Annotated in this window: 10 protein-coding genes; 6 read left to right on the top strand and 4 right to left on the bottom strand. The window is 44.3% G+C overall.

Annotated features, from left to right (window positions below; translation table 11 throughout):
* Positions 1-4: 4 nt before the first annotated feature.
* Entirely contained in the window at positions 5-736 is a 732-nt protein-coding gene (gene tpiA, locus GTQ43_RS00905) for a triose-phosphate isomerase (protein WP_265269875.1), read from the bottom strand.
* 192 nt (positions 737-928) lie between these two features.
* Between tpiA and GTQ43_RS00910 the strand changes: the two genes are divergently transcribed.
* A complete protein-coding gene (locus GTQ43_RS00910) occupies positions 929-1,810 on the top strand; it encodes a DNA adenine methylase (RefSeq protein ID WP_265269876.1) in 882 nt (293 codons plus the stop codon).
* A 344-nt stretch (positions 1,811-2,154) separates the two neighbouring features.
* Positions 2,155-3,636, top strand: a complete 1,482-nt coding sequence (locus GTQ43_RS00915; RefSeq protein ID WP_265269877.1) for a GTP-binding protein — start codon at positions 2,155-2,157, stop codon at positions 3,634-3,636.
* Between the two features lie 419 nt (positions 3,637-4,055).
* On the opposite strand, the gene GTQ43_RS00920 is transcribed toward GTQ43_RS00915, so the two are convergent.
* Positions 4,056-5,708: a mechanosensitive ion channel gene (locus GTQ43_RS00920; RefSeq protein WP_265269878.1), complete on the bottom strand. Its 1,653-nt coding sequence runs from the start codon at positions 5,706-5,708 to the stop codon at positions 4,056-4,058.
* A 360-nt stretch (positions 5,709-6,068) separates the two neighbouring features.
* Here GTQ43_RS00920 and GTQ43_RS00925 point away from each other — a divergent pair, with 360 nt between their 5' ends.
* On the top strand, positions 6,069-6,509 hold the full coding sequence (locus tag GTQ43_RS00925) for an SRPBCC family protein (RefSeq protein WP_265269879.1): 441 nt from the start codon (positions 6,069-6,071) through the stop codon (positions 6,507-6,509).
* 71 nt (positions 6,510-6,580) lie between these two features.
* Here the strand turns inward: GTQ43_RS00925 and GTQ43_RS00930 are convergent, their stop codons facing one another.
* Positions 6,581-7,417, bottom strand: coding sequence for a SirB1 family protein (locus GTQ43_RS00930; RefSeq protein ID WP_265269880.1), 837 nt, complete (start codon positions 7,415-7,417; stop codon positions 6,581-6,583).
* A gap of 608 nt (positions 7,418-8,025) precedes the next feature.
* Between GTQ43_RS00930 and atpD the strand changes: the two genes are divergently transcribed.
* On the top strand, positions 8,026-9,474 hold the full coding sequence (gene atpD, locus GTQ43_RS00935) for a F0F1 ATP synthase subunit beta (RefSeq protein ID WP_265269881.1): 1,449 nt from the start codon (positions 8,026-8,028) through the stop codon (positions 9,472-9,474).
* On the opposite strand, the gene GTQ43_RS00940 is transcribed toward atpD, so the two are convergent.
* The gene (locus GTQ43_RS00940) at positions 9,471-9,626 is read right to left on the bottom strand and encodes a hypothetical protein (protein ID WP_265269882.1); all 156 of its coding nucleotides are present in this window, start codon (positions 9,624-9,626) and stop codon (positions 9,471-9,473) included. The two genes, atpD and GTQ43_RS00940, sit on opposite strands and share 4 nt — an antisense overlap.
* Between GTQ43_RS00940 and atpC the strand changes: the two genes are divergently transcribed.
* Positions 9,620-10,033, top strand: a complete 414-nt coding sequence (gene atpC / locus GTQ43_RS00945; protein ID WP_265269883.1) for an ATP synthase F1 subunit epsilon — start codon at positions 9,620-9,622, stop codon at positions 10,031-10,033. The two genes, GTQ43_RS00940 and atpC, sit on opposite strands and share 7 nt — an antisense overlap.
* A 157-nt stretch (positions 10,034-10,190) precedes the next feature.
* The gene (locus GTQ43_RS00950; RefSeq protein ID WP_265269884.1) at positions 10,191-12,317 is read left to right on the top strand and encodes a flotillin family protein; all 2,127 of its coding nucleotides are present in this window, start codon (positions 10,191-10,193) and stop codon (positions 12,315-12,317) included.
* The last annotated feature ends 39 nt before the right edge of the window (positions 12,318-12,356 follow it).

Genomic DNA, 12,356 nt, shown 5'->3' on the forward strand with positions numbered 1-12,356 from the left:
CACATTACACTGACTGAAAATTCACAATCCGAGCGAAACTCTCAGGTTCTAAACTTGCTCCTCCCACTAAAACGCCATCGATTTCTGGTTGAGCCATGATTTCATCAATATTATTTGGCTTCACTGAACCACCGTATTGAATTGATACATTCTGATTACTTAATTGGCTCCGAATTAAGCCAATTATGCGATTCGCTTCGGTGACTTCACAAGTGTCACCAGTACCAATCGCCCAAATCGGTTCGTAGGCAATCACCAAATTATTCTGATCTATATCTACCAAACCTTTGTCGAGTTGGAGAGCAATCAGTGATTCAGTTTCTCCCGCATCTCGTTGTTGTTTAGTTTCGCCAACACAGAGAATTGGAGTCAAACCAAACCTTTGAGCAGTTCGGAGGCGTAGATTAACGGTTGCGTCCGTTTCACCAAAGTATTGCCGTCGTTCGCTATGACCGACAATCACAAAGCGCACACCACTTTCTGTCAACATTGGGGCAGAAATCTCACCTGTATAGGCTCCATATTCTTCCCAATGGACATTTTGTGCCCCCAGTTGGATGAGGCTACCGTGCAAAGTTTTGGACAAAACACTTAAATCAGTGAACGGAGGGCACAATATCACTTCTCGCCCTTCGGGGGTTTCCTCTAAGTGGGGCAGAAATCCTTGTAAAAACTCCTGGGTCTCTGCCTGAGTTTTGAACATTTTCCAGTTGCCGACAATAACGATTTTCCGCACAGGTAATTTACTCAAGATCCTAACGGTTATTTAGATGCATTTTTCACTCTACTACTTTTTATGGCACTCCTTGCTTACCAAGAGTTTAAAAGGTGCTAGCTTTATTTAAGCCAACCTACTTACTCCTCTACCATTAGATGAGAAATCGGAAGAAGTATTAAATCTTGCAGAGGAGATATTTATAGGAGATGAATGAAGTTTAAACGTATTTATAGATCGCCTCTTCGTTACCCTGGAGGAAAACAGAAGGATATTCCCTATTTATCTAAGTTTTTCCGCCCTTGTAAAGAATTTAGAGATCCTTTTCTAGGGGGCGCTAATATACTACTTTACGCTTTAGAAAATTCTCTAGCTGATAAATACTGGGGAAATGATTTAAATACATCGGTATTTGATTTTTGGGAGCAAGTTAAAATTGATGCAAATGAACTTGCTGATTTAGTTTTATCACTTAGAGAAGAATATAGAGGGGAACAAGCAAACTGTAAAACATGGCAAATATTTCGTAAAAAATTTATATTGAAGCTGAACAAATTACCTACTGATAATCAACTACACAAAGCAGCTAAATTTTTTATTTTAAATCGTAGTACATCTGGTGGTTCTACAGAATGCGGAGGAATGACTCAAGCTGCTTACTGTGAACGTTTTACATTATCTAGTATTGAAACTCTAAAAAATTTAACAACCGTTCTCAAAGATGTCTATCTTACTAATTTAGATTATGAGAAAGTTATTAGAGAGCCTGGAGAAGATATATTTATTTTTTTAGATCCACCTTATTTGTCTGCAAAATCTTCAGGTTTGTATGGAAAGAATGGAGATTTACATAGAACTTTCGATCATGTGCGTTTATCAAAAGTATTAAAAGATTGCAGCCATAAATGTAGTTGGTTAATGACAATTGATAATTGTCCAGAAATTAAAGAATTATATGATTGGGCTGACGATCAACTACCGTGGGAAAAAGCTTATGGTATGACTAATGTTAGTGGGCAAAAATCTAGAAGAGGTGCGGAATTACTTATCGCTAATTTTCCGATTAAAACTTTCAACTCTAAACAACACTATTAAGTAGTAATACAAAATTAAATATACATTTGTCATTGCGAATGGAGCAAAGCGGAATGAACCAATCCCAAGGTCTTGGGATTGCAACTCTTGGAGACGATCTGCGTAGCGGGCTTTTGAGAAGGGGTACGCTACATTTCATTCCGCTCGCAATGACATAAATATTTTTGCATACGCACTTATGACACTTTTATCTGCGATCGCTCTTTCTTCAATCATACTAAGGTTTGTCTAGTTAGCTACCAGTATAAATTTATTTTAGCCACAAAATGACCCCAAACCCCTGTTAAAAATAATTAGGATAAGAGACGGGGCTAATCTAAATAAATCCCAAATCTCAAATTGATATGACTTCGACATTACCTGTGCCTGAACCTCATCAAAGCGATTCTGCTAACACTGACGCAAATTCTCTCCGTTGGGAGGAAGAACTGGATAGTGCTATTTTCAGTTTTGAGGAGATTCAGACAGAACTGAACTACAAACAAGCACAAACGGCGCTGCGAAACTTAGTAGCCAATCTCGACCTCACCCCCCAAGAAAAAACCGGATTGGAAACGGAAATTGCTGATTTGGAAACCATGCTGGGGAAGTTAGACCGCATGGTGGTGCAGATTGCAGCTTTTGGTATGGTAGGACGGGGTAAGTCTTCGCTACTCAATTCTTTGGTTGGGCAAACAGTATTTGAAACAGGGCCCCTGCACGGTGTTACCCGGACTGCACAAACAGTTAATTGGAGCATCAGTGAGGAAGCCATTGGAGAAACTGAAATGGCTCTGCGGGTTACTCTCCCTGGCGTAGGTCAATCGCAGGTGGAATTAATTGACACACCTGGGTTAGACGAAGTTGATGGTGCAACCCGTGCCGCCTTAGCTGAACAGATTGCAAAACTTGCGGATTTAATTTTATTTGTGATTTCTGGCGATATGACAAAGCTAGAATACGCCGCCCTTTCTCAGTTGCGGGAAGCAGGTAAACCGATAATTCTGGTATTTAACAAAGTAGACCAGTATCCAGAAGCAGACCGGATGGCGATTTATCACAAAATCCGGGATGAAAGGGTGCGGGAATTACTCACACCTTTAGAAATTGTTATGGCTGCGGCATCGCCATTGGTGAAAACGGCGATTCGTCGCCCTGATGGTACTAGGGGTATACAGTTGCGTACAGGAAATGCCCAAGTAGAGGAACTCAAGCTGAAAATCTTGGAGATTTTACATCGTGAGGGTAAAGCCTTGGTTGCCCTTAATACCATGCTTTATGCCGATGTTGTGAATGAGCAGTTGGTTGAGCGAAAACTGATGATTCGGGAACAGAATGCTAATGAGTTGATTTGGAAGGCTGTGATGACTAAGGCATTAGCGATCGCACTTAATCCCATAACTGTGGTAGATATTTTGAGTAGTGTGGTAATTGATATTGCTCTCATTTTGGGTTTATCTAAGCTCTATGGCTTCTCCATGACCGAAGCCGGCGCTGTACAACTGCTACAAAAAATCGCCCTGAGTATGGGCGGAATCGGTGCTAGTGAACTACTGGCAAATTTGGGCTTGAGTGGATTGAAAACTTTACTTGGGATCTCTGCAACAGCTACGGGTGGTATTGCCCTTGGCCCTTATATATCAGTGGCAATAACACAAGGGGGAGTAGCTGGTGTTTCTTCTTACGGTATTGGGCAAGTTACCAAAGCTTATTTAGCCAATGGCGCGACTTGGGGGCCTGATGGGCCAAAAGCAGTGATTAATCGGATTTTGGCAAACCTGGATGAAACCTCAATTCTCAACCGGATTAAAGATGAATTGCTTTACAAAGTAAAACTCAGAAAGTAATGCATAGACGTGGTGCGAGTTTAAGTCGGAGTCTCTCTTACAAAGTTTAGTTCGCCAGAAATAACCACTCCGACTTTGCGCGAAATCCCCTTTATTGTAAAGACGGCAATTTATCGTGTCTCTTGCCTTAACCGAACAGTATTGCTTGGGATGCAATACTGCTCGGTTAAGGAATTTCTTGGTTGAGGTAGGCAGGGGGAGCAGGGGGAGAAATGGAGGCAGGGGAGGAGTTTTGCCTCCCCTGCTTATCCGAGCAGTATTGGCTTGGGATGGTGCGTTACGACGTTCCGTCTAACACACCCTACAGATATAGCGGTTCCCAATTATATGAAATACAGACCTAACAAGAACAGCCCCTTCCCTACTAGCGTTGGGGAGTAAGATTCAAAGCCTCTCTCCTTTTAGGAGTTCATCAACTTTTAGTTTCTACCTTTGAAAGAGTTGAGCCATTCTTGAACTTGCTCGCGGGCAATATCGCGGCCTCCAAGACCAAAGGCTAGGGCAATAGCAACTGCGATCGCACCGAGTAAAAGTCCAAAGGCTAAATTCACAATATCACTAGCAACTCCAATCTGTTGCAGTGCCATTGCAGAGACTAAAGCAATAATGGCAATCCGCGCTACTTGTCCCAAAATCTCAGCCTGACGTTCGCCGGAACTGGTAATGATATTAAAAGCCAAATTTGCCAAGAATAAGCCAATGGCAAATATCACCAATCCCGCCAAAATCCGCCCGAATATGATGACAATACCAGAAACTAATGCTGTCAGGGCTGGAATATTCAAGATATTCACCGCCGCCACCGTTGCAAACAACATGATACCCACTAAGGCAACAATACCGACAATTTCCGATGGAGTGCGGCTTGGGGTATGAGGAGGTGTTGGTTCAGTTGAAATTTCGATGCGTCTAGTGGGTGTTGTCAAACCCAAGACGGTGAAAATGTTATTAAAGCCTAAATTGGTGAGAATACTTGTCACCAAATCTGCGACAAACCGCCCCAAGAAATAGGCAACAATTAAAATTGCCACGGCTGTAAAGATGGCAGGGAGGGCGTTGAGAACCTGTTGCAGCATGGCGATCGCCGGGACAGATATCGCATCAATTCGCAAAGCATTAAGCGCTGCGATCGCTACAGGAATCAAAATCAAAACATAGACGATTGTACCAATAATATTCGATAGAGGTTGCACCCCCGCAGCCGCAGATAATCCTAAGCGACTACCTAAATGGTCGATCCCAGTTGTCGCCAACAAGTTCGTCACAATCCGCCGTACTACATTAGCTATAAACCAACCAACTACAGCAATTAGCGCCGCCGCTAAAATGTTTGGTAGAATTAGCAGAACTTCTGTAATGAGAGCTTGTACTGGTTGTAGAGCCTGTCTGAGTCCAAGAGTATCTAAAACTGGGGCGAGAAACAGTAAAAAGATAAACCAATACAGAGCGTTGCCAATGGTGTCACTTAGAGACAGTTGATTCAAACTGGGTGTGCTGTCTTCTGGTTCTGGATTTAAACGCTCATCCAGATTAAATGCCTGTAATGACCGCACAGTGATAATTTTCACAATGGTCGCCAAAAACCAGGCGGTTGCTAACAAGATTCCCACACCAACTAATTTTGGCAAAAAGCCAATGAGTTGATTGAGAAAACTATTGAGGGGTTGCGAGGCCACCTCCAAATTTAATGTCTGTAAAACAGCTACCGCGGTCAGTAAAATAATGCTCCAAAAGACTAAACTGGAGATTAATTTCTCCACCTGGGGAACATCTTGACGACCTGTTATCCCTGCGGCAATGCGGTTATCGATGTTTGTGCGCTTGAGGATTCCTTGGGTTACTGCTGCTGCGATCGCCGCTATTAGCCAACCTACTAACAAAATTGCTACTGCCCCCAGTAGACGGGGCGTAAACAGAATTATCTGTTGAACAATACCCTGTACATCAGCAATTCCTTGATTCACTGCTGGTTGTATCGGTTGCAGACTGGGCGATTGTGCCAAAAATTGCTGCACCCTCATGGGTAAACCAGCTTCTATCACCTGGGTTATTCCTTGCCAAGTTGTGTTCATGGTTTTCGGGAATTAAGCTTAAGTATTCGCCGCAAACACTGAGTAAGTGTTTTGCCTATCAATTTACCAGTAAACACATACATATTTTGATTTAATCTACTGGTATTGGGTATTGGGTATTGGGTATGGAGCATTGATCAATAGTTCTTCTTTCCCTGCTTCCCCTGCTCCCCCTGCTTCCCCTGCTCCCCTGCTCCCCCTGCTCCCCCTGCTTCCCCTGCTCCCCTTGCTTCCCCTGCTCCCCTGCCTCCCCTGCTTCCCCTGCTCCCCTTGCTTCCCCTGCTTCCCCCTGCCTCCCCACTCCCTATTCCACCTGATTTTGCGTTACTCTAATTGCAGCAACAGCATCAAAGATGTGGAATGCCCCAAGTTTTAGAACAATCGATTCAAATTAATGCTACAGCTACGGTGGTGGAGCGCTGTATTAGCGATTTAGCTCTCATGCACCGTTGGCTCAACCCCGTCCTCCGTTGCGAACCTGTGGGTGCAGCTTGGAGTACTGATGTCGGCAGTCAAAGTCGTTTTATCATTCAAATTCCTCTGCTGAAACCCACTTTGAATAGTGTAGTTGTGGAACGACAACCGGGTTTGGTAGTCTGGGAATTCCAGGGATTTTTTCAAGGGCGCGATCGCTGGGAATGTCAACCCACAGAAAAGGGAACGCTTCTCCTCAACCGCTTTGAGTACGATATCCCTAACCCCTTAGTGAGTTGGGGTTTCAATACCTTTGCCGCATCTTGGACAAAAGCAGATATGCAAGCCCAACTCCGCCGCCTCAAACGAGTCGCAGAAAATTCGTAATTGGGAATTGGGCATTGGGCATTGGTTATTTTACCCCTGCCCCCTGCCCCCTACTCCCTGCCCCCTGCCCCCTACTCCCTTCTTTCTTCCCCATTCCCCAATTCAGTAAGTAGCCGCCGAATCATTGATACATCCTGGGCATCAGGAACTTTTGTTAAATAATTTTGTAAATCGTCTACGGCTTGGGGGTAGTAACCTAGCTGATAATAGATTAAGCCGCGATCGCGCAATTCTAAACTTAGACCAGGAAACAGCAACAAAATTCGTTCAACTGCTGCTAGGGTTTTTTCTAAATCTTGCTGTTCAATATAAATAAATTTTAAATTTGTCAGCATCCGTGCTAAAAATTGCCGATTACTGACTACAGCTAAAAATTCTGGTTGCAGTGTCACAGGTTGCTGATAAAGTCGAGACAGCCGTTCTTCGCAATCTTGGGCAAATATTATTTCACCGCCATTGAAGGCATCGACAAAAATTTCTATATCTGGAATATCTGGGCGGATTAGGAAATGTCCTGGCATTCCCACACCCACCATCGGGAAATCAATCCGTCGCGCAACTTCTATGTAAACCAGCGCTAAGGTAATAGGAATCCCCAATCTGCGGTCAATTACATCATTAAAAAAGCTGTTGCGCGGATCGTAATAGTCAACTTTATTACCAGAAAATCCCAAATCATCGTAGAGATACTGATTAATACTTTGAACGATCCGCAAAGGATATCGTGATTCTGGTAGGCGTTCTTGAAGCTCCCATGCCATTGTCTCAAGGGTGTTGAGATATTCCTCTGGGTCTAGTTTGGGATATTCTTCTTGTGCAATATACAAAGCTGCTTTTGCTAAATCAATGCCCTCGTCAGACTGTTGAATCTCCTGGTAAAAATATTGTCGGGCTGACGAGAAATTCATAAGCTGTTGCTCGGTGGAAGTGTGAGGATAAAGCGTAGGCTAGCTCAAACCGTAGGTATCGCGGCTTGGCTGAACTGAAAACAATTTTCTGTACCTATTATATGAAGTACGCAAGTACCTATAACGGAGTATAAAACTCAATGTCGTAGATTAGCTTTGGCAAAAGCTCCTCGACAACAGAAATGTTACCTTCATCGCGATCCAGTTAGCACAACAGACAATTAGGAAAATTATCTGACTTTTGACAGTACAGCAGATTTTTGTATAGTTACTTTCTATACATTTGCAAGATTTAAATTTTTTATGGACACGGCAGTTTTTGATTTCGAGTCTCCCAAGTAGTTTGGGAACCTAGTACCGCAGGGCGGAATTAAAAATTAAAAATTAAAAATTAAAAACGAATACAGCATGAGGGTTTCATTGATTTGGAATGGGTGGTTTATTTCCGCCGCACTGTACTAGCCTAATTTTGATCCCCAAGCCCCAGTCTTAAAGATCAATTTAAGGCGAAGGTGGGGGCGTTCAGTGCTAATCTGAAAGGTGACATTGCTTAATTTTATGTCTTCTCCGACCTTATCTGAAATATAGCTTCACTCATTAGGCGCAGCATGGTCACAACCGCAGAAAAAACAAACATTGGCTACATTACCCAAATCATTGGCCCAGTTGTAGACGTTAAATTTCCCGGCGGGAAATTGCCACAAATCTACAACGCTTTGAAAATCAAAGGCACCAATGAAGCTGGGCAGGAAATCAACATCACCATTGAAGTACAGCAACTGCTGGGCGACAATCAGGTGCGGACTGTTGCGATGAGTTCTACCGAAGGCTTGGTGCGTGGTTTTGAAGTTACCGATACAGGCGCTCCTATCAGCGTGCCAGTTGGTAAAGCCACCTTGGGTCGAATTTTCAACGTCCTTGGCGAACCCGTGGACAACAGAGGGCCAGTAAATGCTGAAGCAACTTTACCCATCCACCGTTCTGCTCCCAAATTCACCGACCTAGAAACCAAACCTTCGGTGTTTGAAACTGGGATTAAAGTTGTTGACCTTCTGACTCCCTATCGACGCGGCGGTAAGATTGGTCTATTCGGCGGTGCTGGTGTGGGTAAAACCGTGATCATGATGGAGTTGATCAACAACATCGCTACCCAGCATGGTGGAGTATCCGTATTTGCTGGCGTGGGTGAGCGCACCCGTGAAGGCAATGACCTCTACAACGAAATGATTGAGTCTGGGGTTATCAATAACGAGAACCTCAACGAATCAAAAATTGCTCTAGTTTACGGTCAAATGAACGAACCACCCGGAGCGAGAATGCGGGTTGGTCTTTCGGGATTAACAGTAGCAGAGTACTTCCGGGATGTGAACAAGCAGGATGTGCTGCTGTTTATTGATAATATCTTCCGGTTTGTCCAAGCAGGTTCGGAAGTATCCGCGCTACTAGGTCGGATGCCTTCTGCGGTAGGATATCAGCCCACATTGGGAACCGACGTAGGCGAACTGCAAGAGCGGATTACCTCGACTACAGAGGGTTCCATTACCTCCATTCAGGCAGTGTACGTCCCTGCGGATGACCTCACAGACCCCGCACCCGCTACCACCTTCGCCCATTTGGATGGTACAACAGTACTGTCTCGTGGCTTGGCATCCAAGGGAATTTATCCCGCAGTTGACCCCCTGAATTCAACTTCCACCATGCTCCAACCAAATATTGTGGGTGACGAACACTACAATACTGCGCGGGCGGTGCAATCAACTTTGCAACGTTACAAAGAACTCCAAGACATTATCGCCATTCTCGGTTTAGATGAATTGTCTGAAGAAGACCGTCTAATCGTGGCCCGGGCGCGGAAAGTTGAGCGCTTCTTGTCTCAGCCGTTCTTTGTCGCAGAAGTATTTACCGGTTCTCCTGGTAAGTATGTGAAGTTGGAAGATACCATCAAAGGCTTCCAAAAGATTCTATCTGGTGAGTTGGATGCTCTGCCAGAACAAGCTTTCTACTTGGTTGGCGATATTAACGAAGCGATCGCCAAAGCTGAAAAAATCAAAGGTTAGTCATTAGTCATTGGTGAGCCAGTGCAGTCTTGGGGGTTTCCCCCATGAGCAACTGGGGAACCCGAAGGGTCATTGGTCATTAGTGCGCGATCGCTAATGGCTAATGACAAAAGACAACAGACAAAAGACAAAGGACAAAAGACAAATGACATTAACCGTTCGTGTAATTTCCCCAGATAAAACAGTCTGGGATGCCCCAGCTGAAGAAGTAGTTTTGCCTAGCACAACTGGTCAACTAGGTATTTTAACTGGACACGCCCCACTTTTGACCGCTCTGGATACTGGTGTAATGCGAGTCCGCGCCGCGAAAAATCAGAATTGGCAAGCGATCGCTCTTTCAGGTGGCTTTGCCGAAATCGAAGAAAATGAAGTGACAATTCTGGTTAACGGCGCTGAACGTGGCGACAAAATTAACCTTGATGAAGCTCGTGCTGCTTACAACAAAGCAGAAGCAGGACTGAATCAAGTTCCAGGAGACGATCGCCAAGCCCAAATTAAGGCAAATCAAGCCTTCAAACGCGCCCGCGCTCGGTTTCAAGCGGCTGGCGGTTTGGTCTAATTTTACTTTCTATTTCAATTTAGTAGGTTGGGCAATGTCCAACCTACAAATTATTTTTTTATTAAATTTTAAAAAAATTACGTCAAGTTTAAGAAATCGAGACAAGCGCTGCTGAAGTGTTAACTTAGCTAATTAGTTGCCCGAATGGGCAAAAATTATGAAAAGCTTTTCTTCTTTGCTTGGCACTCGTAAACAAAATAAGGTAGCTCGTTTTGCAGCCTCTATCGTAGCAACCTTAGCGATCGCTTCCCTAACGTCTTTGACGAACGCTGGCGGCATTCATTCTGCTAATGCTACTTCTCTAAAAACAACTACTGTAAAAGAAATTGCTTCGGCATCAGTCCAGCTAAATCAGACTACACCAAATATTGCCCAGTTACAAACTAGCAGGATTCAATATCAAGCTGCTGGGATTAATCTTTTTTACATCGTCCTTGTTGGCGGTATAGTCATATTCGTCCCCCTATTCTTTGGCGGACTTGTAGTAATTGGCGAACGTGAAGTCGGCATTGTGGTGAGGAAATTTACCCTTTCCGGGCGTGGACTCCCCGCCGGAAGTTTAATTGCCCTCAATGGGGAAGCTGGCTTGCAAGCAGATACTTTAGCTCCTGGTTGGCATTGGGGCTATTGGCCTTGGCAGTATTCTGTAAAGAAAGAATCGGTAATTGTCGTTCCTCAAGGGGAAATCGCTTTAATTGTGGCAGCAGATGGCGCATCCAACCCACCAGAGCGGATTTTGGGTAAGATTGTCAATTGTGAAAACTTCCAAGATGCTCGGAAATTCCTTACCCAAGGTGGGGAAAAAGGGCGACAAATGAGTTTTCTCACCGCCGGGACTTACCGCATCAACACTGCGCTGTTTAAAGTGATTACAGCTGCAAATGCTAGCGCTCATGGGATGACTCCAGAACAGCTGCACATTTATGAAATAGCAGCAGAGAAGGTTGGTATTGTTACTACTTTAGATGGTTCAGCGATCGCCGCAGGTGAAATCGCTGGACGCGTCATCGTCGGGCATGATAATTTCCAAAATGGTCAAAAATTTATCGACGCTGGGGGACAACGGGGTTTACAAGAACAGGTATTATTATCTGGTTCGTGGAACCTAAACCCTTGGTTGGTAAATATTGAACAAGTGCCAATGACTGAAATCCCGATCGGTTATGTGGGTGTGGTAATTTCTTTCGTCGGCAAAGAACACCAAGATGTGAGCGGAGCAGCTTTCACCCACGGGAACTTGGTAAACCAAGGACATAAGGGCGTTTGGGTTGAGCCGTTGTATCCTGGGAAACACCCGCTCAACACTAAGGTGATGAAAATTGAGCTAGTACCAACAACAAATATTGTCTTAAACTTTACTGAAAGGATTACCGGAAAACACGGTTATGATACAAACTTGCAGGCGCTGAAACTGCTATCCTTTGACGGTTTTACCTTTGATTTAGAGATATTCCAAATTATCCATATTGGTGCTTCCGATGCGCCAAAAGTCATTTCCCGCTTAGGTTCGATGCAAAACGTCATCGATCAAGTTTTGCGTCCCATTGTGGGGAATTATTTCCGCAACTCGGCTCAAGAGTATACTATTTTGGATTTCTTGACCGCGCGAAGCGAACGCCAAGTTGAAGCTTCGGAATATGTCAAATCGGCTTTGCGTGCTTATGATGTGCAAGCGGTGGATTCCTTAATTGGTTTGATTACCCCACCAGACGAATTAATGCACACACTGACAGACCGTAAAATTGCTGAAGAAAAACGCAAAACTTACGAAGTTCAGCAGATGGCGCAAACCCAACGGCAACAACTTGTCCGGGAGACAGCACTAGCTGATATCCAAGAAGAAATGGTGCAATCAGAGCAGAGTGTACAGATTGCAGATTTGAAAGCCCAAGCCCAAATTAAACAGGCGAACGGTGAAGCAGAAGGGACAAAACTCCGGGCAATGGCTGAGGCTGAAGGGATTCGGGCGACAGGTAACGCCAAAGCTGAGACATACCAAGCTGGTGTGGAAGCCTTGGGTTCAAACGGTTATACCGCAATGCAGCTAATGCAGATTATAGGCGATCGCAATGTCCGCTTAATACCAGATGTCTTAGTTAGCGGTAACGGTAGTAATAACGGCTTGGTAGATGGGCTACTATCCATGATTTTATGGAATCAAACTGGTAAGGGTGAATTGACACCAACACCTTTGCATCCACAACCAGTAGTTAACAAAGGACAACCAACCACAGAAAATGGTCTTCCACCGATAGTTTTGAATTTTCCAGATAAGTCAACTTAACCTTAAAAAGACCGTTTATAACTAGGGGCACAGATCCCC

This window comes from Nostoc sp. KVJ3 (genome assembly GCF_026127265.1).
GTDB lineage: Bacteria > Cyanobacteriota > Cyanobacteriia > Cyanobacteriales > Nostocaceae > Nostoc.

Excerpts from the sequence above, each read along its gene's own strand:
- GTQ43_RS00910 (WP_265269876.1), top strand. The coding sequence starts at position 929 with ATGAAGTTTAAACGTATTTATAGATCGCCTCTTCGTTACCCTGGAGGA.
- GTQ43_RS00915 (WP_265269877.1), top strand. The coding sequence starts at position 2,155 with ATGACTTCGACATTACCTGTGCCTGAACCTCATCAAAGCGATTCTGCT.
- GTQ43_RS00920 (WP_265269878.1), bottom strand. The coding sequence starts at position 5,708 with ATGAACACAACTTGGCAAGGAATAACCCAGGTGATAGAAGCTGGTTTA.
- GTQ43_RS00925 (WP_265269879.1), top strand. The coding sequence starts at position 6,069 with ATGCCCCAAGTTTTAGAACAATCGATTCAAATTAATGCTACAGCTACG.
- GTQ43_RS00930 (WP_265269880.1), bottom strand. The coding sequence starts at position 7,417 with ATGAATTTCTCGTCAGCCCGACAATATTTTTACCAGGAGATTCAACAG.
- atpD (WP_265269881.1), top strand. The coding sequence starts at position 8,026 with ATGGTCACAACCGCAGAAAAAACAAACATTGGCTACATTACCCAAATC.
- atpC (WP_265269883.1), top strand. The coding sequence starts at position 9,620 with ATGACATTAACCGTTCGTGTAATTTCCCCAGATAAAACAGTCTGGGAT.
- GTQ43_RS00940 (WP_265269882.1), bottom strand. The coding sequence starts at position 9,626 with ATGTCATTTGTCTTTTGTCCTTTGTCTTTTGTCTGTTGTCTTTTGTCA.
- GTQ43_RS00950 (WP_265269884.1), top strand. The coding sequence starts at position 10,191 with ATGAAAAGCTTTTCTTCTTTGCTTGGCACTCGTAAACAAAATAAGGTA.